The 24,276-nt window shown below is 36.9% G+C and carries 19 protein-coding genes and 1 riboswitch; of the genes, 8 read left to right on the top strand and 11 right to left on the bottom strand.

The window, feature by feature from the left end; genetic code table 11:
* Positions 1 to 161: 161 nt before the first annotated feature.
* Together AC3WJF_RS20450 and bcaP are read right to left on the bottom strand one after the other, a co-directional pair.
* Positions 162 to 1,706 carry an MDR family MFS transporter gene (locus tag AC3WJF_RS20450; protein WP_492455520.1) on the bottom strand — a complete coding sequence of 515 codons (1,545 nt, stop codon included), beginning with the start codon at positions 1,704 to 1,706 and terminating at the stop codon, positions 162 to 164.
* A gap of 215 nt (positions 1,707 to 1,921) precedes the next feature.
* Positions 1,922 to 3,325 carry a branched-chain amino acid transporter BcaP gene (bcaP, locus tag AC3WJF_RS20445; RefSeq protein WP_492455518.1) on the bottom strand — a complete coding sequence of 468 codons (1,404 nt, stop codon included), beginning with the start codon at positions 3,323 to 3,325 and terminating at the stop codon, positions 1,922 to 1,924.
* A gap of 235 nt (positions 3,326 to 3,560) precedes the next feature.
* Here bcaP and AC3WJF_RS20440 point away from each other — a divergent pair, with 235 nt between their 5' ends.
* The 4 genes from AC3WJF_RS20440 to AC3WJF_RS20425 all read left to right on the top strand — a co-directional run bounded on the left by AC3WJF_RS20440 (position 3,561) and on the right by AC3WJF_RS20425 (position 5,759).
* Positions 3,561 to 4,058: an RNA polymerase sigma factor gene (locus AC3WJF_RS20440; protein ID WP_492455516.1), complete on the top strand. Its 498-nt coding sequence runs from the start codon at positions 3,561 to 3,563 to the stop codon at positions 4,056 to 4,058.
* Entirely contained in the window at positions 4,055 to 4,609 is a 555-nt protein-coding gene (locus AC3WJF_RS20435) for a DUF2651 family protein (protein WP_492455514.1), read from the top strand. Before AC3WJF_RS20440 ends, AC3WJF_RS20435 begins: the two co-directional genes overlap by 4 nt.
* On the top strand, positions 4,606 to 5,304 hold the full coding sequence (locus AC3WJF_RS20430; protein WP_492455512.1) for a YfjL-like protein: 699 nt from the start codon (positions 4,606 to 4,608) through the stop codon (positions 5,302 to 5,304). The genes AC3WJF_RS20435 and AC3WJF_RS20430 overlap by 4 nt, the downstream gene beginning before the upstream one ends.
* A 269-nt stretch (positions 5,305 to 5,573) precedes the next feature.
* Positions 5,574 to 5,759, top strand: a complete 186-nt coding sequence (locus tag AC3WJF_RS20425) for a hypothetical protein (protein WP_492455510.1) — start codon at positions 5,574 to 5,576, stop codon at positions 5,757 to 5,759.
* A gap of 29 nt (positions 5,760 to 5,788) precedes the next feature.
* Here AC3WJF_RS20425 and AC3WJF_RS20420 read toward each other — a convergent pair whose 3' ends face one another.
* Together AC3WJF_RS20420 and AC3WJF_RS20415 are read right to left on the bottom strand one after the other, a co-directional pair.
* Positions 5,789 to 7,756, bottom strand: a complete 1,968-nt coding sequence (locus AC3WJF_RS20420) for an acetate--CoA ligase (protein ID WP_492455508.1) — start codon at positions 7,754 to 7,756, stop codon at positions 5,789 to 5,791.
* 511 nt (positions 7,757 to 8,267) lie between these two features.
* Positions 8,268 to 10,484, bottom strand: a complete 2,217-nt coding sequence (locus tag AC3WJF_RS20415; RefSeq protein ID WP_492455507.1) for an alpha-galactosidase — start codon at positions 10,482 to 10,484, stop codon at positions 8,268 to 8,270.
* Positions 10,485 to 10,710: 226 nt separating this feature from the next.
* Between AC3WJF_RS20415 and AC3WJF_RS20410 the strand changes: the two genes are divergently transcribed.
* The gene (locus AC3WJF_RS20410) at positions 10,711 to 12,099 is read left to right on the top strand and encodes a protoporphyrinogen oxidase (protein WP_492455505.1); all 1,389 of its coding nucleotides are present in this window, start codon (positions 10,711 to 10,713) and stop codon (positions 12,097 to 12,099) included.
* 137 nt (positions 12,100 to 12,236) lie between these two features.
* Here the strand turns inward: AC3WJF_RS20410 and AC3WJF_RS20405 are convergent, their stop codons facing one another.
* The 4 genes from AC3WJF_RS20405 to thiM form a co-directional block, all read right to left on the bottom strand.
* Entirely contained in the window at positions 12,237 to 12,731 is a 495-nt protein-coding gene (locus AC3WJF_RS20405; protein WP_492455503.1) for an NUDIX hydrolase, read from the bottom strand.
* An 81-nt stretch (positions 12,732 to 12,812) separates the two neighbouring features.
* Positions 12,813 to 13,463 (bottom strand): thiamine phosphate synthase, encoded by a 651-nt coding sequence (thiE, locus tag AC3WJF_RS20400; protein WP_492455501.1) that lies wholly within the window; start codon positions 13,461 to 13,463, stop codon positions 12,813 to 12,815.
* Entirely contained in the window at positions 13,460 to 14,266 is an 807-nt protein-coding gene (thiD, locus tag AC3WJF_RS20395; protein WP_492455499.1) for a bifunctional hydroxymethylpyrimidine kinase/phosphomethylpyrimidine kinase, read from the bottom strand. The genes thiE and thiD overlap by 4 nt, the downstream gene beginning before the upstream one ends.
* 15 nt (positions 14,267 to 14,281) lie before the next feature.
* Positions 14,282 to 15,088, bottom strand: coding sequence for a hydroxyethylthiazole kinase (gene thiM / locus AC3WJF_RS20390; RefSeq protein WP_492455498.1), 807 nt, complete (start codon positions 15,086 to 15,088; stop codon positions 14,282 to 14,284).
* Between the two features lie 77 nt (positions 15,089 to 15,165).
* Positions 15,166 to 15,276: riboswitch (TPP riboswitch) on the bottom strand.
* Between the two features lie 92 nt (positions 15,277 to 15,368).
* Between thiM and AC3WJF_RS20385 the strand changes: the two genes are divergently transcribed.
* Both AC3WJF_RS20385 and AC3WJF_RS20380 read left to right on the top strand, forming a co-directional pair.
* Complete coding sequence (locus AC3WJF_RS20385; protein WP_492455496.1) at positions 15,369 to 16,952, top strand: ATP-binding protein; 1,584 nt, start codon at positions 15,369 to 15,371, stop codon at positions 16,950 to 16,952.
* Positions 16,953 to 17,068: 116 nt separating this feature from the next.
* A complete protein-coding gene (locus tag AC3WJF_RS20380) occupies positions 17,069 to 17,260 on the top strand; it encodes a hypothetical protein (RefSeq protein ID WP_492455494.1) in 192 nt (63 codons plus the stop codon).
* Between the two features lie 262 nt (positions 17,261 to 17,522).
* Here the strand turns inward: AC3WJF_RS20380 and AC3WJF_RS20375 are convergent, their stop codons facing one another.
* The gene (locus AC3WJF_RS20375) at positions 17,523 to 18,344 is read right to left on the bottom strand and encodes a GNAT family N-acetyltransferase (RefSeq protein ID WP_492455492.1); all 822 of its coding nucleotides are present in this window, start codon (positions 18,342 to 18,344) and stop codon (positions 17,523 to 17,525) included.
* A 19-nt stretch (positions 18,345 to 18,363) separates the two neighbouring features.
* A complete protein-coding gene (locus AC3WJF_RS20370) occupies positions 18,364 to 19,731 on the bottom strand; it encodes an MATE family efflux transporter (protein WP_492455490.1) in 1,368 nt (455 codons plus the stop codon).
* A 300-nt stretch (positions 19,732 to 20,031) separates the two neighbouring features.
* Here AC3WJF_RS20370 and AC3WJF_RS20365 point away from each other — a divergent pair, with 300 nt between their 5' ends.
* Complete coding sequence (locus tag AC3WJF_RS20365) at positions 20,032 to 22,383, top strand: FdhF/YdeP family oxidoreductase (RefSeq protein ID WP_492455488.1); 2,352 nt, start codon at positions 20,032 to 20,034, stop codon at positions 22,381 to 22,383.
* A gap of 528 nt (positions 22,384 to 22,911) precedes the next feature.
* On the opposite strand, the gene AC3WJF_RS20360 is transcribed toward AC3WJF_RS20365, so the two are convergent.
* On the bottom strand, positions 22,912 to 23,643 hold the full coding sequence (locus AC3WJF_RS20360) for a polysaccharide deacetylase family protein (protein WP_492455486.1): 732 nt from the start codon (positions 23,641 to 23,643) through the stop codon (positions 22,912 to 22,914).
* Between the last annotated feature and the right edge of the window lie 633 nt (positions 23,644 to 24,276).

Raw genomic sequence — 24,276 nt, 5'->3', positions numbered from 1 at the left:
CTACTCTTCATAATTCAGGCGTTCCTCAAATTATTCAGGCACTACTCTTCATAATTCAGGCGTTCCACAGATTAATTCAGGCACTACCCAACATAATTCAGGCATTCCTCAAATTAATTCAGGCACTACTCATCATAATTCAACCAAACAAATTTCCACGACTATTCCTTCACCATATCTTCTTCATCCGATTTCGGCGATAATATCTCTTTCTTCAAAAACCAACTCAAGACAAACGCAATTATCGCAATCACAAAAGAATACATGTAAATATGCTGAAACGATTCAATGAATAATGTTTTAATTTGTATTATAAGCCCTGACGGAAGCCCATGAGGCACCCCTGCAGCAGCTAGGCCTTTCATATTTGCTGTCATACTTTCTGGAAGCTTATCACCTAAGCTTTGCAATTTGGAAGTAAGTGTTGATGATAACAAATTTCCAAAGATACTAACACCTATTGTTGCTCCTATCGTTTGAAATAAAGGAACCGTGGCAAGAGCAATACCTTTGTTTTCTTTATCAACAGACTCCTGGACAATTAGGTTATCTCCTCCAAATAATACTCCCAATCCTAGACCTGTTATGAAAAAGAAAATGATAATTTGAATAATCGTTGTATGAATACTCATATGTGAAAACAAATAGAAACCTATTACTGGCATAATAAATGCAATTCCAAACAGTTCGCGGTAGCGTACTTTAGTTAGCAAAAATCCACTAATCATCGCTGACCCAACTGCACCTATCATCATTGGCAATGTCAAATAACCAGCCTCTGTTGGTGTAAGTCCCAACACGTTTTGCGCAAAATATGGGAAAGAAGAAAAGGATCCCATTAAGCCGATTCCTACTGTAAATACAATCAAAGACAATACAAGTATGTTGCGGTTTTTAAATAAATGTAACGGAACGATTGGTTCTTTTACCTTTGCTTCGACCCAAATAAAGATTCCAATTAGAACTGCTCCTAAGCTTAGTAAACCAATGATTAATGGTGATCCCCAAGTGTATCCATTATTTTGAATCAGTACAGGTGTAATTAACAAGGAAACGATCGAAGAAATTAATAATATTGCCCCTCCCCAATCAATAACCACTTGTTTCCTAATAGTTGTTTCACGTAATCCACTTGCTAGAAAAAGAGCTGCTATTATCCCAACAGGAATATTAACAAAGAAAATCCAATGCCAGCTCACTTGATCCACAAAATATCCGCCCATTAATGGCCCTAATAACATTGGAATAAACATAATCGGGCCCATAAAACCCTGCACCTTTGCCCGTTGTTCAACCGGAAAAAGATCACTTGAAATTGTCATTGCAAGCGGCATTAACCCTCCTGCACCAAGACCTTGAATACCACGACCTATGAGAAGAAGTGTCATAGAGTTTGACAATCCACAAACAATCGATCCACCTATGAAAAAGGCCATACTCGCTAAATAGATTTTCTTGCGCCCCATTAAATCCGCTAATTTTCCTAATATCGGCATGAATGCGGACATGGTTAACATATATACACCCCCGACCCATCCGTACATGGCTAATCCGCCAAGATCTCGAATGATTGTCGGCATCGCTGTATTCACAACTGTTTCGTCCAGCTCGGAAAAAATCAGTCCTATAATTAAACCAACCATAACAAGAATTTTATTACTCTTGTTAGCTAAAACTGGTTCTTTATATTTTGTAATGCTTTCCATCTATATCTAAATCCTTTCAACATTTGATAAAAGGATTATATAAATTGTTTATGAACTGAATATGAACATCCAGATGGAATTTCCCCTTTTAAAAAAACTAGCATGCATGACCGTTCGCAGCTCTTTCTAGCGAAGTAGTTTCTTACAAACATTAGTATTTTACAAAAAAACAGATTGTACCATATTACATACAATCTGCTCATATTTATTTCTCTCTATTCATTTCGTAGGGTACTATTTCTAGATCCATAATAACGATAAATAATTAAGCCAATCACTAACCAAATACCAAATGATACCCATGTAATCCATTGCAAATTGAAAATTAAATATAAACATAATAAGAATGAGAATGCTGGTAATATTGGATAAAAAGGCACCTTAAATACTGACTTCGGAGTGTTCTTCATTTTTCTTAAGAAGAAGATCCCTAGTGATACCATTGTAAAGGCAAACAATGTACCGATGTTCACCATTTCCGCTAGCTTGTCCAATGAAATAAATCCACCAAAAAAGGCAATAACGAGACAAAATGCCCAAGTATTCACAACCGGTGTCTTTGTCTTTTTGTTAACCTTTGACAATCCTTTTGGCAATAAACCATCTCGGCTCATCGCATACACTAATCGTGTTCCACCATATGTCATAACTAGAATAACTGTCGTCATCCCCACAATGGCACCTAATGATAAGAAACCTGCTACCCAGTCTTGATGAATAAATTGCAAACCGAATGCAACTGGATTACCGACGCCTACTAATTTAGTAAACGGTACAATACCTGTTAAAACACTTGAAAGGATAATGTACAGAAGTGTACAAATTAATAAAGAGGCAATAATTCCAATCGGCATATTTCGCTGCGGATTTTTCACTTCCTCAGCTGCTGTCGATACAGCATCAAACCCAATATAAGCAAAAAACACAGTTGCTGCCCCCGTTATAATTCCGTGGAAGCCAAATGGCGCAAATGGTGTCCAATTTACAGGCTTCACATACCAAATACCAACGACAATAAATAAAACAACGACCGCTATCTTAACGAGTACCATTACGGCATTTACCTTCGCCGATTCACGGATTCCCCAAGTTAAAAGAAAAGCAATTATAAGTACGATAAGAACTGCCGGCAAATCAATGATTGTCCCTTTTGCAGGATTAAAAGCTCCTGATAAAGCATGCGGCAAATGTATATTGAAGCCTGCAAGTAAACCTTGCAAATAAGATGACCAACCACTTGCAACAGAAGCTGAGGCCAGTCCATATTCCAATAATAGTGCCCAGCCCAAAATCCACGCTATTAGTTCACCAAACACAACATAGCTGTACGTATATGCACTACCTGCCACAGGAACAGATGAGGCAAATTCAGAGTAACAAAGTGCTGCCAATGCGCATGCAATTCCAGCAATTATAAACGATATGATAATGGCAGGTCCTGTATATTCCGATGCAACCTTACCTGGTAAGACAAATATTCCTGCGCCAACTACTGCCCCTACTCCAAGCATCGTCAGGTCGAAAGCACCAAGCGATTTCTTTAAAGACGCACCAGGACTTTCTGCTTTCGCAATTAAATCTGTAATAGACTTTCTCTTAAATAGATTTTGTTTTCCCATGTTGCACCTCTTTTATAATAGATTAAATAATCTGAATACTATTAAATTATGATTGTTTAATATTATCATAAAAATGGAATTATTCTATAAAAAAATTGTGAAGGAAATAACTTCCTTCCACCTGATGATAGATTATGTAAAAAAAAACACTCTTTAACAGGCATAAAAAATTTTTTTACTTTTCTGTAACGAAAATAAATAAAAAAAGACTAATATTTTACAAGGTGGTGAGAGATTGGAAGAAGTTAAAGAACTGTATGAATTATATTCCAAAAGAATTTATTCTTATCTTTATTTTTTAACAAAGGACAGACAACTTACGGAAGAACTTGTCCAAGAAACGTTTTATCAAGCTTGCATATCTATTCACAGATTTAATCAATCTGCAAAAATCTCAACTTGGCTTTACCAAATTGCTAAGCATGTATATTTCAAGAATACGAAAAATAATAGGCTTTCTACTTACCCTATCGATTCTTTCTTCTTCCTTTCTCACCCAGATACTCCCGAAAAGGATCTGATGGAAAAGGAATCAGAAAAAGAAATAGTAAAAGCAATTCAGCAGCTCGACCAAACCCAACAAAAGATAGTCATTCTAAGAATATTTCATGAAATGAGTTTTAAAGAAATTGGAAGCACCCTTGGAAAAACCGAAAACTGGGCGAGAGTTACTTTTTACAGGTCGAAGATGGAAGTTCAAAAATTAATTCGAAAGGAAGGGATTGAAGAATGAAAAATGAATGTCCTATTGTAAGAGATTTACTTCCAAACTATATTGATGAGCTAACGAGTTCGGAAACGAATGAGTTCATAATGTCTCATCTACAAATTTGTACAGATTGTAATCAAATATATCAAGAATATTCTAGTACGTTAGATCCAGTTGATTCCAATTTCAATGAAAATAAACAGCAATACGAGGAAAATCTCATCAAACGATTAAAAACAAGGAATTACAAAATTATAAGCCTCTCCTTACTAATAGGTGTTTCAGCGGGCATGGTTCCACTTTCAATACGAGGCATTGATGGATATTCCTTAGTATTTTTTCTTTACCCTTTTTTAGCTATTTTTATAGGACTTATCTCTTCTTGGATTTCAAATGATGTATGGATTGCACCTTGCATTATCTTCATTATCACAAGTGTCAGTTCATTTTTTGTACAAATAAATGGATTTTGGTTTTGGGTGTTAGTATATACAATTTTTTCTCTTGGAGGCGCGCTCCTTGGACTCTTATTAAAAAAATGCAGTAACTTTTTTAGGAAAGGAAGATCTTCTTGAAATTATCAATTAAAATAGCCATTGCGATATTTATCATTGGAGTAGTACTCATAGGTTTACGGATATATGTAGGCTTTAACGGAAATCCAATCGCTAAACATAAAATAAGCTTGGAGGAAAAAGCATATGCGGAGAAAAAGTATGATATGAAAACAAAAATGGTAGACAGTTATTTTAATTGGAAAGAAGGGTCATATTGTACTACCCTAAAGGAAGAAAATTCAAGTCATCGTACTTTTATTGTGTTTCAAACCATTGAAGAAGGTGGAAAAGAAGTATTCAAAGATACACTACCGGAAGCAACATGGGGAAATGAGATAAAAAATCAAACATTAACTACATTGCAAATGATTTTGAACGATGCAACTAAAATTGATATTTATGTTGAAACAGGTATGGACTACAAAATCCCAGATTCAAACGAACCCTATTATGACGAAATACCGCCATATTCAAGCATGAAAGATGTTCCGTATACAATAGACATTACGTTGAAAAATACAAAATTAACGGAAAAAGAATACTCGCGAATTTTAAAAGTAATAAAGTATTTAAGAACTGAAAAACTTACCTGCGGTGATTTATTCTTTCGATACAATGATGATTTAGCGGAAACAGTTGCTATTGCATATTGGGATAATCCTAACATTAAATCCATTAACTCCGTTGCAGATATAAAACAACTGCATAAGTGATAAAAATGTAGGTACCGGAATATTTTTTCGTTGTTCTCCCGGTACCTGTTATAAATTCCAATACAGCATCATTACTCCCCCATAAGACATTCCAAAATACTTTCTACTGTCCATTTTTAGTTCAAACATTTGGTCATCTCCCCTTCCCAAATCAAAGTAAGATACTAGAAACTAAAAAACTTACACCATCAGCATTTAAAACATACTATGTAGTTCTACAAAGAGATGCATCCGATGGTCAAAATACGAAAGAAATTCATGTTCTCTTTTTGCTTCCTGAGGAAAAAGCTGCATATGATATGCATTTTGATCTTGCTGCAGTTAATGAAAACAACGCATTAAAAATTGCCAAAACAGCTTCGAAAAAAAAACGCCATTATCGGCGTTTTTTCATTGATGAAAACTTTTTATCATTAATGCATCGTTTTAATGATGAGAAAATGACGGTCCCTTGATTTACCTTTATTCTTTCTTCTTTCTATCCCTATTCCTTGGTAACCTTTTCAGCGACAAGCTCTTTGATATTCTCTACCGTTGTAGGATCTTCAAGTCCTGTTACATCGCCTGCAACATTGCCACTTGTGACAATTTCTTTTAATAATCTTCTCATTATTTTCCCGCTGACTGTTTTAGGTAATGTCTCGGTAAATAAGATCTGCTTTGGTCTGGCAATTTGGCCAATGCTGCTAACAATACTCTCATTAATTAGGCTTGTTAACTCTTGACTTCCACTGATACCTTCTGCCAATTTGACAAAAACGAGCGGAACCTCTCCTTTTATTTTATCAGGAACACCAATCACAGCTACTTCAGATACACCTTTGCACTCCAAAACCGCACTTTCCATCTCCATCGTACTTAATCGATGTCCAGCTACATTAAAGGCATCATCGGAACGGCCGACAACCCAGAAATAACCGTCCTCATCCTTTAACGCAAGATCACTGGCAAAATAGCAGCCCTCCACTTGGCTAAAATAGGCATTATAGTAGCGTTCAGGCTCCATCCATAATGTCCGGCATAGCATTGGAAATGGTTTTTTAATGACTAAATTCCCTAAAACCCCTGGCGGCACAGGATTGCCTTCATTATCAACTACATCCACGTCTACCCCTAAAAATCGAACCCCTGCGGATCCTGGTTTCATTGGTGTTAACCACGCTGCACCTGCTAATGGACAACCAGCCGTTTCGGTTTGTCCCCATGTATTATTGACGCAAATGTCCCCTTTCCCAAGCACGTCATGTGTCCATTGCCATGTCTCAGGGTCAAATGGTTCCCCAACAAGGGAGATGACATCAAGACAGTCAAGATGATAAGGTTCCATTGCCTTCTCTCCTAGACTTTTAAGCATTCTTAAGGCTGTCGGTGCTGTAAATAATTTATTGACGCGGTATTTATCAATGATTTGATAAATTCGATCCCGCACTGGGTAGTCCGGTGCCCCTTCATATACTAAAGTCGTGACACCATTAGCCAATGCTCCAACAATTCCCCATATATGCATGGTCAGCCAACCGATATCCGCGGAACACCAGAAAACATCATCTTGGCGGTGATCCATGTGGTATTTCGCGTAAATATAGTTTTGTACTACGAATGCCATACCAGAGTGGACAACCCCTTTTGGCTTACCAGTTGTTCCACTTGTATAAAAGACAATCCCCGGCTCATTTGCCTCCACCCGCTCCGGTTCACAAATGATGCTTGCCGTTTTTCTTATTTCATGCCACCAATAATCTCTACCCGACAGCATCTTTTGCTCGGTCCCTAAGCGGTCCACGACAATCACCGCATTAACATAACTCATTTCTGCTATGACATTATCAACCTTTTCTTTCAAAGGAAGCTGTTTTCCACGTCTAAGTCCCGCATCAGCCGTGACAATTACTTTCGGCTTAAAATTAATTAGCCGATCCTTCAATGACTTTTCGGAAAATCCGGAGAAAATAGCATTATAAACCGCTCCAATGCGGAAGCAAGCAAGAATGGCAATAAATGCCTCTGCTAGATTCGGAAGATAGACAGCAACAGCATCTCCTTTGCCGACACCAAAGGATTTTAAAACATTGGCAAAACGGTTCACTTCTGCTAGAAGCATTTGATAGGTAAAAAATTTCGTGTCACCGTTTTCTCCTTCCCAAATAAGGGCTGTCCGGTTTGCCGCACCGTTCTCAATATGTCTATCAAGCAGATTATAACAAGGATTACTTATTCCACCTTTAAAAAAACGAAAATCGGGCAGCTCACCAGTAATGGTCTCCTCCCATGGCTCATACCACATCAACTCCTTAGCAACCTCATCCCAAAACTGTGCAGGATTTTCTTGAGATTGCTTTAAAAGTTCTTCGAATGCTTTAGAACTTCCCATTTCCGTTGACTGTTCTTTCACTTTTTTTGGAAATACTAGTTTACTATTTGAGACGACTTGCTGAATTCCAGTGACATCCATGCTAAAGACCTCCTCTATGTAATAAACAGAATATTCGTAATAATTATAATGTAGCCATTTCGTAATTGCAATAAATATCTAAGGACAGGATCAAATGATAATAAGTTTCTAATAATAATATTTTTGCAAATTAGTAAATGATATTAGAGGAATCTTAATTTGCCGGTTGACCTACTTTTCCCATGTCAGCGGGTACATTCCCTTTCTGATTGTGCCCGTTGCTTCGCTTTTTCCATGTCAACGGGAACGTTCATGCCTTGATCGTTACCGTTCTTCTGCTTTTTCCCTGTCAACGGGAACGTTCATGCCTTGATCGTTACCGTTCTACCGCTTTTTCCCTGTCAACGGGCACTTTCATGCTTTGATTGTTACCGTTCTATCGCTTTTTCCCTGTCAACGGGCACTTTCATGCTTTGATCGTTACATTTGTGCTCTGTACTACTTCCCACGACAACAGGCACTTTCCCTCTCTAACCTATGAATGAGATGTTCTGTTCAAGCCTACAAAAATTTAATGTACTGCTTTTACCTTATAAATCCAAGATTGGAAATCGAGTGATTCCTCTTTTCTTGCTTTCTGCTTTTCGATATCCAGTCCAATATACATTAACTCGTCCCCGTAATAGGTTCGTTGCAGTCCTTCAATTCGATACTCCATTTCTTTATCTAATCCTTGAAAATAGATTCTAGCAAATCCGGCATTTGGTTGGTTTAGAGTTTGATAATAGGCAGCAATTGCTTCTTTCTTGTTTTCAGATACTACAATCCAGCTTGTTACATTACCATCTCCTTCAAATGGACTTTTTAATCGGTAGAAAGTTCCATTTGTCAAAAGCTCGCGATTTTCTTTGTAAAAGGCTACCTGCTGTTTGATTTCGTTTTTTTCATTATGTGATAATTTAGTGATATCTAATTCATAACCAAACACACCATAAAAAGCCACATCCGCCCTTGTTTTTAAACTAGTGTAGCGATGGACCTGGTGATTAGGAACAGCTGAAACATGTGCACCTATGCTGCTCAATGGATATACGAAAGAGGTTCCGTATTGAATTTTCAGCCGTTCAATGGCATCCGTATTATCGCTTGTCCACGTTTGCGGAGCATAGTAGAGCATGCCCGGATCGAACCTGGCTCCACCGCTGGCACAGGATTCAAATAATATATTGGGAAATTCTTTTATTAACCTTTCATACAAATCATATACCCCTAAAATGTAGCGATGGGCAACCTCACTACTTCTTTCTGGAGGCAGTACTGCTGAACCGATTTCTGTCATATTTCTATTCATATCCCATTTAACATAGGATATCGGGGCATCCCCTAAAATTTTCGACATAGCGTTGAATAGGTGATCCACTACTTCCTTTCTTGAAAAATCGAGTATAAATTGATTTCGCCCATGAGAAAGACGGCGATGTGGGACGTGGATTAACCACTCAGGATGCTGAAGATATAGGTTACTTTCTTTTGATATCATTTCAGGCTCAAACCAAAGTCCAAAGTCTAAACCCATGTCCGAAACTTTTTTAGCCAAACCGCTGATTCCATTCGGAAGCTTCTCCTTATTTACAAACCAATCCCCTAGTGAAGTCTTAGCATTATTTCTGTTTCCGAACCAGCCATCATCAAGAACAAATAACTCCATTCCGAGCTTTTTTGCAGTTTTTGCGATATCGAGGATTTTTTCCTCATTAAATTTGAAATAAGTTGCTTCCCAATTATTGATCAAAACAGGTCTAGTTTTATCCCTCCATTCACCTCGTACAAGATTTTTACGATATAATTGATGATACGTTTGGCTCATTCCATTAAGACCTTGATCCGAATAAACCATAACCACCTCAGGAGTTTGAAAACTCTCCCCACTATTTAATAGCCAGTTAAAATCAAACGGATTGATCCCCATCGTTACCCTTGCTTCATCATAGGAATCCACTTCCACCTGCGCAAGGAAATTTCCGCTGTATACTAGACTGAATCCATAAACTTCACCTTGAAATTCATTCGTATCACCTCTTTTTAAGGCAATGAACGGATTTTGTTGTGAACTGCTAGTCCCTCTTGTGCTTGAAATACTTTGAATGCCAGGAGCAAGCTTTCTACTAAACACATGTCGCTCCCTCGCCCATGCACCTGATAATTGAATCATCTCAAAATCAGCATCAAAAAAATCAACACTAGCACTTAATGCTCTTTTTAAATTGATTTTTTCGTTTCCATGATTAATAAATGCTGCACTTCTAGTAAGCACATTTAGATTTTCAAAAACGGTATATAATAGCTTAATTTCTACATGTATTAAATCATCATATAGAGATATTTCTAATGTTGTTGCTTCTTCTTGACTATCAACATATGTGGAAGGAAGACCAACTAGCTTCGGCTTACCTTTTGTGATTTTATGAGATTGGTATTCAAAGTTAGTCGTACGGCTGCCGTCTTCTTGAAGAATTTGATATGCTGGTTCCCTGAAATCGGTTGTTCCATATGAAGGATATTCCTGCTTAATATAATCTAATGAAAAAGTAGTATCCCCTTCAAAGACACAAGCAGTCATCCCTCGCGTCTCCGTACATAATAAATGCTCGAACGAACTCCGATGTCGAATTTTTTTACCAAAATATAAATGACCAAGCTGATTATTTTTCAAAACGGTAAAAATATAACTTATTTCACTACCTTGCAGATGAAATTCATTTGTTTGCTGATTATAATGTATGGGCATCTTTATCCTCCTACTTTGTTAAAAACTATTAATTTATATATTTACTATATAGAGAATGAAATCCTTTTTATTTTTTCAAAAAATGTGTTAGGTCAAGTTAATTTCATCCTGCAAAGCTATGATCAATAATGTTTTCACATTGTGTACAAATTCACATTTAGGAATTCTTAAAAAAGTAGACTATAATTTACATATAGCTTGTTCGTAATTTAGAGGAGTGAACAAATTGAAAAAGGTCGTTGTCATTGGTGGAGGAATTACCGGGCTATCCACCATGTACTATCTTCAACAATTAAAAAGGTCTTTACATGTAGATATGGAATTAACATTAATGGAAGCAAACAGCATATTAGGCGGAAAAATCAGCTCTGTGCATAATGGCGAGTTTATCATGGAGACTGGTGCTGATTCTATCGTGGCACGAAAAGAAGGTGTCGCTTCTTTATTAGATGAACTGAATTTACATGATGAAATTGTCCATAATTCCACAGGAAAATCGTATATATATCAGCATAATCAGTTAAAACCGATTCCAGACGATACGATATTTGGCATTCCAATGAGTAAGGAAGCCTTGTTCAGCAGCGAACTAATATCAGAGGAAGGCAAAAACGAGGCATTGAAGGATTTTACTACAGAAAATACTTCCTTTACAAAAGATAGCTCGATCGGATTGTTTCTGGAAAGCTTTCTTGGAAAAGAAATCGTCGATAATCAAATTGCACCAGTATTGTCTGGAGTGTATTCAGGAAAATTAAATGAATTAACACTTGCGACTACATTACCATATCTGCTTGATTATAAAAATGAATACGGCAGCATTATCCGCGGACTGTCCGCAAATAAGTCAAAATTCCAATCAGCGGATAATAAAAAGTTCGTATCCTTTAAAAATGGGTTATCTACATTAATTGATCAACTTGAAGCGGCATTAACAGATGTAGAAATCTTGAAAGGTGCACAAGCTACTTCGGTAGTGAAGATTAAAGATCAATACTCTATTGAGATCCCAAATCACGGAAAAATCGAAGCTGATTATGTGGTACTATGTACTCCGCATTCAGTAGCGCAGTCCCTTTTAAAAAATGAGGAGTTAAATCCTATTTTTAATGAGCTAATAAGTTCTTCCCTTATAAGTGTTTATGTAGGATTTGATATTCCCGATGAAAAGCTCCCTGCTGACGGGACAGGTTTTATCGTGCCGGAAAACAGTGATTTAACGTGCAATGCATGCACATGGACAAGCAGGAAGTGGGAACACACTTCTAAGAATCACCATCTTTTGTTAAGACTATTTTATAAAAATACGAATCCAGAAGTGTTTGAGCACTTAAGCAGTCTCAGCGAAGAAGATTTAGTTCAAGTGGCATTACAAGACGTGGAAAAAAGCCTTGGGATTACAGGAAAACCAATTAGTGTCGAGGTTACCAAATGGCAGGATAAAATGCCGAAATACCATATAACCCATCGAAATACCATTGAAGCTTTAAATGATACGTTAGCGACTGAATACCCTAATGTGATTCTTGCAGGCTGCTCCTATTATGGTGTTGGACTTGCTGACTGTATTGTAAATGGGAAAAATACTGCCAAAAAAATTATAGAAGCGGAGTAGGTCTCCGCTTTTTTCTGTGTGAAAAATTAATTGTTAGTCGATCTACTTGAAGATGCTTACAAATTCTGAATAACTTTGCAGTGAATGTATATTTGCCAATATTCACAGAGCAGTGTCACATAATTTGGTATTAAATTTCAACTCACAACATGTGCTATTTCCTCTAAAATTTCTGCTGAATACTCCACAACATTCCCATTTTCATAAACAAATCTATGATTATATGTATTTGATTCCTCTAGCATTTGCGGCAAAAAATACTTCAAATTTGCTATTCCTTGATTATCAGGGTTAAGAATCCATGAAACTTCCTTCCACTCTAAGATCCCTTCATCCGTAGAAATCGGTGTGCGGTATTCAAACGTTTCTGGGATTTCCGCCAAGAATGCATGCATTCCTCCGAATCTCACGCCATCCACATTCCAAGTAACGACCCCTTTGTATTCCACATCATTCAATTGAACACCTGTTTCTTCCATTATTTCTCTTAGTACACTTTCTTTCGGTTCTTCCCCTTTTTCAATCTTTCCGCCGACACCGTTCCATACCCCCATCCACGGTGATTTCACACGGTTGAGCATAAGAATGTGCTCTCCTTTTTTAATAAAGCAAATAGTATATTTGTACTCCATGGGTATCTCCTCCATTCATAAACTATTTTTTCTTCATTATAGCAAAAACGAGAGCAGGGATACCCGCTCTCTTGTTCCGTGCTATTTAACTTGTTGCCACAAGCTTTGCGCCGCTTGCGTAATGTCGGAAGCCTGACTGATTGCGGTGATGACAGATACCCCATCCGCACCAGCCATTATAACCGAATTCGCATTTTCCACTGTAATACCGCCGATTCCTACCATAGGAATCGTAATACCCTTCTTTCGGAAGTGTTGAATATGCCCTGTTCCTTGAACTGCTTTCGCATCTTCCTTTGTTTTAGTAGGAAAAATCGGTCCTACTCCAAAATAATCTGCACCTGCCTCTAGCGCCAACACTGCTTCTTCCATCGTATGAACGGATACACCTAGAATCATATCCCCAATCTTGTTGCGAACGTTCTCTACAGGTTCATCTTCTTGGCCAATATGTACCCCGTCCGCCTGTAAGGAAATCGCTAAATCAATATCATCATTCACAATGAATGGGATCTCATGTTCTTTGCAAATTGCTTGAAGTTCTTTTGCAAGCATAAATTTTTCGTCACCTGTTAAAGCATCGTGACCTTTTTCGCGAAATTGAAATAAGGTAATCCCTCCAGCAATGGCTTCCTTAAGTACACTTACAGGACTTTTATTGCAATTGGGACTGCCCATAATAAAATATAGTTTTAATATATCTCTTAACCTATCTGTATTGATTCTTGTCATTTAATCAAACTACTCCTTTTTTTATACGCCCAATGATTCGTTGGGCCGTGTCCGTTCCCTAGTGGGAAATTTTCTTCAATTGCAGCTTGGATAAAATCCTTTGCTGTTGCAACCGCCTCATACACCTTTTTGCCTTTAGCAAGTTCCGCAGTAATAACTGCCGAAAACGTACAACCCGTTCCATGAGTATTTTCCGTATTAATTCTTTTTGATTTTAAATAAGTAAATTCACTACCATCGTAAAAAAGATCTACTGTCTCTAATGGATCCGTGTCATGTCCGCCTTTAATGACAACATTTTTTACGCCTAATTCTATGAATCTTTTTGCCGCTTCTTCTTTATCTTTTGTTGTTTTAATTTCCATGCCGATGATGACTTCCGCTTCTGGAATATTCGGAGTGATAATCAATGAAAGCGGGATAAGCATTTGTTTTAAAGCCGATACTGCTTCCTGTTGCAATAATGAGGCTCCTCCTTTTGCAATCATCACAGGGTCAACGACAATATTTCTCCAATTGTTTATGGCAATTTGCTCAGAAACTGCTCGGATTATTTCGGCATTAAACAACATTCCTGTTTTCAATGCATCTACTCCGATATCAGCGGCTACCGATTTAATTTGCTCCACTACTGCTTCGGTAGATATAGGAAATACCGCTTGAACATCTAATGTATTTTGAGCCGTCAAAGCTGTAATTGCCGACATCCCATATACACCAAGCTCTTGAAAGGTTTTTATATCGGCCTGTATGCCTGCCCCTCCGCCACTATCTGAACCTGCTATTGTTAATGCTTTTCTCATCTATTGCACCTTCCCTTATCTTTTTTCCACTGAAGTCTTTTCGATAATGTCTTGTTCGGAAACAAGTGAAAGTTGGTTAAGAAATTCGATTTGAAAACTGCCGGGACCTTTTTCAGTTGTTTTGTCTGCTGCCAATTCAGCAGCAATTCCATAAGTTGATACTGCAGATACCGCTGCAATGATTAAGTCCTTTTCGATTGCAGCAAATGCACCAATGACAGATGTTAGTAAACAGCCTGTTCCTGTCACTTTCGTTAAAATAAAATTTCCGTTTCGAATAATATATGTAGACTGGCCATCCGTGACGATATCTTCTTTTCCAGTTACAGTGATTAATGTTTGCAGTTTCCTAGCAGCAGAAATGGCAAGATCAATGCGGTTTCCATGAATTTCCCCCGCATCTACTCCTTTCACAACTGCCTCTACTCCTGAAATATTTGCTATTTCAGCGGCATTCCCTCTTATAATAGATATTTTCACTTCACCAATGATGCGTTTTGCCATCTCGGTTCGATACGGTGTTGCACCCGCTCCAACCGGATCAAAAATTACTGGAACTCCATTGGCATTAGCAGATTTCCCTGCAATAATCATCGACTCCACCGCCGCTGAATTTAATGTTCCCATATTCAAAACTAGCGCACCGGCTATTTTTGCCATGTCCGCCACCTCTTCAGGTGCATAGGCCATCACAGGAGATGCACCTAATGCCAAAAGTCCATTGGCTGTAAAATTTGTCACTACCACATTCGTAATATTATGAACAAGCGGATTTTCCTTTCTTACCGTCTGTAAAGCGTTACTTATTATCATTTTATCCATTGTTGCTCCTCCTTTTAGTTAAATGCAAAAAAGCCAGATCCATATATGGACCCGGCATCATTAGTAAGAGTAAAAGAATCAAAACTCCACTACTTTCCTCCGCTGGTATAACCCAGATCAGGTCCAAAGGGTTAAAAAACTTACTGTTTTTCTCTCAGCCCAAACACAGGGCACCCCTAGTAGTCATCTTATATATTCTTTTTTATCATCATAGTCCCCAAACATAAATATGTAAAGAAATTTTATTGGTGCCTGATACCAAAAGAAGGAATATTGTGGTATGTTGTCAAAAATTAATAGTATATATACGATTATGTGGAAAGTGGTTGATGCTATGAGTACCGAATTGGAACAAATTGGGCAAAAAATTATGGATAATTGTATATTATTAGCGAATAAGTTGCAGGACAAACAAAGAGATGATGAGAAAATTGCTATGCTTAAACATCTCTCAAATATCCAAGATAGCTTCTTTCACTGTCTAGGCTATTCTTTGTATCATGATGAAAATTCCTCATTTACAAAACTAAATGAGTGGGTTGATTTACACCTAGAACAGACTCATTTATTCTATAAACAATTACGAAAACAATCCCTTTTTCCAAGTCATTATTATAAGTCGGTAATTATGGATTTTTTAGAAGAGGAGCTAGAATCGAGTAACATTTCTCCACATGTTCTAATTCAAGTTATCAAAAAAATAGATATGCTTATTCAATATACTTCCAATACTTTTTCCAATCGAATGAAGCCATATATAATAAAAGAACTGCGTAAATATGCTTCATCTCTTGCAGAAGAAAATTTAACTCTCCGTGAACTAAATGAAGTAAAAAATGCATTAAAAGAGGCTACAATTCTTGTCATTACCGATAATAAAGATAACATAAAATATGCTAATAAAAAGTTTTGTCAAATTACTGGATACAATGAGAAAGAAGTGATTGGTCAAAATCATCATAACCTATTAAATTCCGGTTTCCATCCAAATGACTTTTATAAAACAATTCGGGATCATATTAAACAAGGCATCATATGGAAAGGAGAAATCCGAAATAAAGCAAAGGATGGCAGCTTTTATTGGGTGGATTGTACGATTGTTCCTTTTAAGGACCGTAACGGGAAAACCTTTCAACAAATTGCTATTCAACATGATATAACGGAGCAAAAAAGTACCGAGGAAATGCTACAAAAGACGGAAAAATTATCACTGGTAGGCGAATTGGCGGCTGGCATAGCTCATGAAATTCGTAATCCACTGACCACTATTCGAGGTTTTGTACAAATTCTTGATCGTTTCTCAGAAGAAAAGAAATTTCTTTATTCTAAAACTATTCTGGAGGAAATCGATCGGATTAATTTCATCGTTAGCGATTTTATGGTATTCGCAAAACCACATACTGTTCAATTTAAAGAATGCAATCTTAGTGAAACAATAGAAACCGTCGTTCATTTACTAACTGCTGAAATGGCTATGAAAAACGTAGAAATTATGAAGTCATTTCAGCAAAAAGAAATTTTTGTATACGGTGAGCGCAATCAATTAACACAAGTATTTTTAAATTTTCTCAAAAACGCTATTGATGCATTACCAAATGGGGGTAAAATTAATATTACAAGTTCAATATGCGCAGAAGACGTAATGATTTCTATCCAAGATAATGGAATAGGGATGTCCAAAGAACAAGTGGATAAAATTGGAGAAGCCTTTTATACTTCAAAAGTAAACGGGAATGGTCTAGGCTTAATGGTCAGCTATAAAATTATAAAAAATCATCATGGGCGAATAATGGTCGAAAGTGAATTGAACAAAGGCACAACTTTTAACATCGTGCTTCCTTTGCTCCAAAAAGCAGTAACTTGAATCTGTTGTTTTGCTATTGTACAAATTATTTACTATTGCCTTCTATGACCACTTACACTTCGATAGAAAATACATTATACTAAACTTACTGTAAATACTGTTAAGGAGGTACTAGCATGACGGAAAACAATCATTCAGAACCTAAGAAAAAAATAAGCTTGCAAGAGGCAATGAAACAGCAGCTCGCAAATAAAAAGAAACAAACAGTAAATGATAATTCTCTTGGTAATCCATTGCAAAAAACACAAAAAATGAAAAGCCAGCAAACGAAAAAGGCGAATAATCAACGTAGAAAAACAGGTGTATAATCATTGCTTTTTCGTTTAGATAAAGTTCAATTGTCAATAAAAATAAGTAATCCCCCTTTTTTCAGAAGTTATTCTGTATAAAGGGGGTATTTATTTCTCCATTTATATTCAGCTAATTAATAATGGATCTTCATTTTCTCTTAATATATCTCAAGACTTTACATATTTATTATTTTGTTAGTACGATTTTTTTCATACAACCATAAATCCTACTATTTGTATAATATTCTCAATATACTTAAAAAAACCTCTTAGCCATAATCTAATTTAATAGATAATAATCCTGTGCCTCAAGGACTTTAAAACCACATGATTGATATAATTTTAATGCATTTGCATTCTTCGTTTCCACTTCAAGAAAAATCGGAAAACCTAAAGCATGTTGTTCACGAATTACTTTCTTCAATGCCCTTCTTCCAATCCCTTGACCTTGGTATTTAGGAAAAACGGCGAAACCATATATCCATGCTTCCCCATCCAACTGTTGAACACGTATTTTACCGACTATTTTTTGATCGCTTTCAATTACATAGTAATTTTGTGATTCTACTTTTCTAATGCGCCTATTATATGTCTCTGCGTCTTCTTTTTTAAAGCCAAAGCACTCTACATCTAATTGAATTTCTGTTTCTAAATCTTCTGGTGTAGAATTTCTAATAATAACTTCCACTTCTTCCCCTAAATTAATTTCTGACCATTTCATTTGATGCTCTGAAAAAGATAATTTACAAGGAACTGTTTGTAAGAAGTCCTTTGCCGTAAGAGAATTAGCAGGAGCATTCAATAGAACGACTTCGGTCTCTCCCTTTTTTATTTCTTCTAATGCTTTTCCTAATAGATTTGTAAAAATTCCTTTGCGGCGGTGGTTTGGATGCACCATTCCGCAAATCTCCACTTTGCTACCAAACCCATAAAATCCAAGAAATCCTACTAGTTCTCCATCTTCATATTGAAAGAAATCTGTTAACTCCTTAGCATCACGATTTTCGAGCATTTTCCAGTTTAATTTTAAATGGATATTTTCTTCTTGTTCACATGTAAGCTGAAGTTGTTTAATATCGCTTAATTGTTCTTTACTCAACATATTGTATCCTCCTACTTTCTTAAACTAGCTCTTTTTGAAAACTAACAAACTTCTTTTTTTGGATATAAATAAGCCTGATGGATAAACAAATGCCTGCAGCAAGCAATCCTATTGTTAATCCGATCCAAAATCCCCTTGCTTCTAAACTTGTATAGTTAGCTAAAAGGTATCCTACCGGCAAGCAAATGAACCAATATGCAATAAGCGTCATGATAAACGATAGATTCACGTCTTTATAACCTCTTAAAGCTGCCTGGGCAGTAGCTTGGACTGCATCTGAAATTTGGAAAAACAATGCGAAAATCAAAAAGTGTGCCGTTAAATTAATGACAGCCGTTTCATTTGAGTAGAATCCCGCTACTTGATAACGGAATATAACAAGAAGGAGTCCCGTTACAATAGCCATGATGATGGACAAAAAGACTCCCAACCAACTGTAGGCACGCGCATCATGATATCTTTTCGCGCCGACTTCATATCCCACCAATACAGTAATTGCCATTGAAATACTAACAGGAATCATATAAAGGAAAGAAACAATATTTAGCGCAGATTGATATGCTGCAATGGTTGTAATGCTAAACTTACTAATTAAAATCGTTACTACTGCAAACATACTTGTTTCAAAAAATGTGGAAAGACCCATCGGTACACCGATTTTTAAGATCTCTTTGCACATTTTTGTAGAAAACATTTTTATCCTCGGAAACACTTTATATAAAGAATAAGGATGCTGTGTTTTAATAATAAATGCCGTAATCCCCGCAATAACCCAATAAGTTATGGAAGTAGCATATCCTGCACCTGCTCCGCCAAGTTGAGGAAAGCCCCACTCCCCAAAAATAAAGACATAATTAAAAAAGAAATTTATCGGTAGTGAGATAAGCAAAATCACCATCACTACACGTGTTTTTCCTAATGCATAGATAAAAGATCGCAATACATTAAAGATAAATAACGGAATAATTCCGTAGCTAAGGCCCACTAAATAATCATGGGCTGTTCCTTGAACTCGAACAGCAAGATTCATCTTATGTAGTATTGGGTTTAACAGAAAATATCCGAGTAAAATAACAAGCAATCCGATTATAATAGAAAGGTAAATTCCATTCGCCACGATAGTGGATACTTCCTTATCTTTCTTTTCCCCGAGCTTTTGAGCTGCGATAGGCGAAACAGCAAGCAAAATTCCGCTTAATCCCAAGAAAACTGGATTCCAAATCGATGAGCCTATTGCTACCCCCGCCAAATCGGATGAATTGTACTTACCCGACATAATGTTATTGAAAAACACCATGGAAAACATTCCAAGCTGCGTAATTAAAATTGGTATTAATAAGATGAAGATTTGTTTGATTTTTTCCTTATTGGTATAAGTCTGATTCATAGATGCTTAACTCCTGTAATTTATTTCATTTCTTGCAATATCATTATATACTAAGTGCCCATTCAAAAGTTTTATTATTTTGAAAATCATTTTTAAACAGTTTATTTTTTCTTCTAGTAGATACTACGTCAAACTCAATTAATATAGTAAAATTTGCAAATTCATGTACATGTTTTCATTTGTCAAGTGATATAATGGAATTGCCTGAAAATACTGTTAAATTTCTGTATAAAAGTTCATTAATAAGGGGAAATTCTCCCGCGGGAATTCTATAAAAAATTGAAGCAGGAGGTGGCCGAAATGGGAAAAACCAAGCATCAAGGACCTATAAAATTACCAAAAACACCTGCACCAAAGCATTGGGTCAGTCCAATACCATTTGGACTTGGAAAAGTAAAACCAAAACATATACGTGATACGATGAAAGTTGTTTGGGATAATCGCGACAATCTTCCGTATGCAGCAAGGATTTTAACTCAAGGCGTTTGCGATGGCTGCGCTCTTGGGGTTGCAGGATTACATGATCAAACCTTAACAGGACCACATGTATGTACAACGCGGTTAAATGTATTGCGCTTAAATACAATGCCTGCCATTAAACCGGAAATTCTCCACAATGATATTGAAGAGTTGCGAAAATATAACAGCACTGAACTGCGAAAGCTTGGGCGTATCCCTTATCCCCTATCACGAAAAAAAGGGGAGCGAACATTTACAAGAATTTTTTGGGATGAGGCATTAAACCGGATTGCACAAAAAATTAAATCGATTGACCCGAAACAACTAGCATTCTATTTAACTTCCCGTGGAGTCACGAATGAAGTATATTATACCGCTGCAAAATTAGCTCGATTCCTAGGGACGAATAATATCGATAATGCTTCGCGCATTTGCCACTCCCCAAGTAAAACCGCACTAAAGCGTTCACTCGGAATAGGAGCATCGAGCTGTAATTACCAAGATTGGATTGGGACGGATGTACTTGTATTCTGGGGGTCGGTAGCAGCTAATAATCAACCGGTCTCAACCAAGTACATGTATGCCGCAAAACGAAAAGGAACGAAAATTATTGTCATCAATCCTTATCGTGAACCGGCAATGGATGGATATTGGGTGCCGTCCATCCCAGATTCTGCCCTGTTTGGAACCAAAATTGCGGATGATTTTTATCAAGTAAATATTGGCGGGGATATCGCCTTTATGAATGGTGTGATGAAGCATTGGTTTGAGATGGAAGATGCAGAAGAAGGCTCTGCCATTGATTATGATTTTGTTAGGACACATACAAATGGGCTCGAACAATTACGCGAGCATGTAAAAAAACAAGATTGGAGCTTACTAGAAAAGTCCTCTGGCCTTTCGAAAGAGCGAATGCTTGAATTTGCTACATTACTTGCTTCTTCCAAAAGTGCGGTATTTGTCTGGTCGATGGGATTAACACAGCATCGATTTGGTACTGATAACATCTCACAGGTGGCTAATTTAGCAATGCTCCGTGGATTTATTGGCCGTGAGCACTGCGGAGTGATGCCAATTCGCGGACACTCTGGTGTGCAAGGCTCCGGTGAAATGGGAGCAGATCCGTTTGTGTTACCTGGAGGAGATTTTAACACTGAAAATATTCATCGGCTAGAAAAAATATGGGGATTTGAGATTCCTAAGTGGCAAGGTGATATTATTGGTGTTACCCTTGAAAATGCCGTTCTCCCAAATGATCACGAACGAAAACTGAAAACGTTTTATACTTCCGGAGGGAACTTCTTAGAAACGATGCCAGATCCGAATTTTGTAAGGAAATGCTTAGAAAGTGTTGAACTGCGTGTCCATCAAGATATTATTTTCAATACCTCCACTCTTGTTGATGCAAAAGAGGAAGTTATTGTTTTACCTGCAATGACACGATATGAACAACCGGGTGGTGGAACATCCACCTCTACAGAGAGAATGGTCTATTTTTCACCAGAAATTAAAGGTCCTCGAATTGAGGAAGCACGGTCAGAGTGGGAAATTTATGTAGATTTAGCTGCCAGAGTTAAACCGGAAGCTATGGAACTTATTAATTTTACCGAAGCTTCGCAAATTCGCGAAGAGATTGCCATTGCCAATCCAAATTATGATGGAATCCAACATGTAAGCAAAAAAGGCGATGTTTTTCAATGGGGCGGTGCATGGCTATGCGAAGACGGTATATGTCCAACCGAAGATGGTCGCGGTAACTTAATTGCTATTGAACTTCCTGAATTACGAAAGCCTGAGGGACATTTTTACGTTACGACCCGCAGAGGTAAACAATTCAACTCGATGATTTATGATGAGACAGATGCCTTTAACAATGCAGATCGCTACGATGTACTAATCAATGAAGCGGACGCCAGGGAATTAGATATCGCAGAAGGGGAAGCGATTGTCGTATACAATAAATTTGGCTATTTTCACGGGCGTGCCAAATATGCTGAAACGCAAAAAGGAAATCTTCTCGTCTTTTGGCCAGAAGGAAATGTTCTGATTCCAAAAGGAGTTTATGAAAAATACGCCGGCATTCCTGAATACAATGCAGCAGCCATTGTCGAAAAAGCGGAAAGTTTTCATGCTCATAAAGATACAAAATATGTAGAAAAGCGAATTGAGGATTTAGAGGTTGAGATCGGTTAGCAAAGGGTAAAGGACTGGTCCCTTGTTTGTGCAAATTTAATTCTTATCATCTATCATTCTTCATTTATAAAAATATTGCAGGCATCTTTTTGTTGATGCCTGTGTTTTATGTTCGTTTTTATTAAATATTTCCGTGATTACTTGATAACAATTAGATTGTTCCATTTTTCCTTGCGAACTCTTGAATTCAGGCATGATTCTCTGACTATCGTTACCGTTTCTCATGTATACTCTTGAATCCGGGAACGATTCTCTTACTATTGTTCCCTTTTCTCTGATCATATTCTGATTCCGGGCTCGATTCTCACTCTATTGTTCCCGTTTCCCTTCCACACATTTGATTATGGGCACGATTCTTCCTCTATTGTTCCCTTTTTACTTGCATAAACTTGATTTCGGGCACGTTTCTTCCTCTATCGTTCCCTTTTCCTTTGCAAAGCCTTGATTGCGGGCACGTTTCCCATTCTAATCCTCCTAAAATGACACAATGTATTCTATAACTAATATTTTTTACTGTTACAAATATCATTACTTACCCACAATCTCAGCAAACTCCTCTAAGCTTGTAGAATACTTTATATAAATTCTCGGTAAAAGATAAGATTCATCTGTTAGATTCCTTGGTGAAAAAAGTTCAGGTATAGTTGTAAGTCCAAATTGATAGTACTTTTTCGTTTCATCCACAACTTTTGGATTATAACTTCCGTAGGGATAACTTAATGCGATAACTGGTTTTCCGGTTATGCGTTGGATTTTGTTTTTGGAACCTTCAAGCTCATATTGATAGTCAGCAATTTTTGTTAAGTCAGGATGTGTAGCGGTATGTGACTGAATAGAGATAAGTCCTGTATCAGCTATCTTTTTTAACTCAGATTCTGATAATCGATTAGATCTTCCAATAAAATCGGATATTACAAAAAATGTAGCAGTAGGTTTAAAACTTTGTGTTTGTAACTTTTGAAAAATAGTGAAGACATTCAGATTATTTTTATACCCATCATCAAACGTGAGAAAAATTGGTTTTCTAACATTGTGAATCTCATTCCAACGATCAAAGGTTAGTAAGGTGAAGCCATGGTCTCGCAAATATTTCAGTTGATCCTCTAAATTTTTCGGAGTCACATATAACTCCTTTGAGCCATGACCATTGTATTCATCGATGGAATGGTAGACCAAAATCGGTATTTTCGTTGCGGCAAAAGCTGAATTAGGTAGAAATACCACAAGCAGAAATAAAGATAATATCGCAATCTTCTTCATATATATCCCCACTTTACTTTTTTCCTTATTGTTTCAAGAGTTTTGATTTTTATTATGGTTATTTTAAAGCACATTACCCATCAAACCATTATTGAAGGACATTTTGCTCAAGTGCTTTCTTATTTTTGTCATTCAGAGTACTTATGAAGGACATCTTGCTCTGGCTTCTCTCCTGTTTTGTCCTTTTGAACCGGTATTGCTACTCATTAAAAGATCTAAACATTGCTTTCCAAAAAGCACTTGAGGATTTTAATGCAACTGCAGACAGTACTAAATAGCAATAGGAGAAAAGACTATGCAAATAAACATTGAAATAGCTGAATTAATATCGATGGAAGCAAGACGTGGTATTTTGCTAATCCACATGTAAAGATCAATCGATTCAGGGAATATCTAAAGCAAGAGGCTGCACGCTGGGCATGTGTAAGATATTGGGAAGTCGGTCTGAAACAGGTTTTAGAGATAGTGTATTACAAAAAACAGTTTTAAAGGTATAACTTCAATTCAAAATCTGTTTTTTTATTATTAAGTCTGTAATAAGCTTTGTTATTAATAAAATCAATTAATTTTTTAAATTTTACAGAATCCCTAAAAAAAGATGATAATTTTTTCAAGTTTCCCTCCATTTTCTCT

Source organism: Heyndrickxia sp. FW510-T9, assembly GCF_058781025.1.
The sequence above is the reverse complement of the archived record's forward strand: the minus strand, read 5'-3'. Positions and strand labels throughout refer to the sequence as shown.

Excerpts from the sequence above, each read along its gene's own strand:
- AC3WJF_RS20385 (WP_492455496.1), top strand. The coding sequence starts at position 15,369 with ATGTTGTCAAAAATTAATAGTATATATACGATTATGTGGAAAGTGGTT.
- AC3WJF_RS20375 (WP_492455492.1), bottom strand. The coding sequence starts at position 18,344 with ATGTTGAGTAAAGAACAATTAAGCGATATTAAACAACTTCAGCTTACA.
- AC3WJF_RS20420 (WP_492455508.1), bottom strand. The coding sequence starts at position 7,756 with ATGGATGTCACTGGAATTCAGCAAGTCGTCTCAAATAGTAAACTAGTA.
- AC3WJF_RS20415 (WP_492455507.1), bottom strand. The coding sequence starts at position 10,484 with ATGCCCATACATTATAATCAGCAAACAAATGAATTTCATCTGCAAGGT.
- AC3WJF_RS20405 (WP_492455503.1), bottom strand. The coding sequence starts at position 12,731 with ATGGAGTACAAATATACTATTTGCTTTATTAAAAAAGGAGAGCACATT.
- AC3WJF_RS20360 (WP_492455486.1), bottom strand. The coding sequence starts at position 23,643 with ATGAAGAAGATTGCGATATTATCTTTATTTCTGCTTGTGGTATTTCTA.
- thiE (WP_492455501.1), bottom strand. The coding sequence starts at position 13,463 with ATGACAAGAATCAATACAGATAGGTTAAGAGATATATTAAAACTATAT.
- AC3WJF_RS20370 (WP_492455490.1), bottom strand. The coding sequence starts at position 19,731 with ATGAATCAGACTTATACCAATAAGGAAAAAATCAAACAAATCTTCATC.
- AC3WJF_RS20365 (WP_492455488.1), top strand. The coding sequence starts at position 20,032 with ATGGGAAAAACCAAGCATCAAGGACCTATAAAATTACCAAAAACACCT.
- AC3WJF_RS20380 (WP_492455494.1), top strand. The coding sequence starts at position 17,069 with ATGACGGAAAACAATCATTCAGAACCTAAGAAAAAAATAAGCTTGCAA.
- AC3WJF_RS20435 (WP_492455514.1), top strand. The coding sequence starts at position 4,055 with ATGAAAAATGAATGTCCTATTGTAAGAGATTTACTTCCAAACTATATT.
- thiM (WP_492455498.1), bottom strand. The coding sequence starts at position 15,088 with ATGGATAAAATGATAATAAGTAACGCTTTACAGACGGTAAGAAAGGAA.
- thiD (WP_492455499.1), bottom strand. The coding sequence starts at position 14,266 with ATGAGAAAAGCATTAACAATAGCAGGTTCAGATAGTGGCGGAGGGGCA.
- AC3WJF_RS20450 (WP_492455520.1), bottom strand. The coding sequence starts at position 1,706 with ATGGAAAGCATTACAAAATATAAAGAACCAGTTTTAGCTAACAAGAGT.
- bcaP (WP_492455518.1), bottom strand. The coding sequence starts at position 3,325 with ATGGGAAAACAAAATCTATTTAAGAGAAAGTCTATTACAGATTTAATT.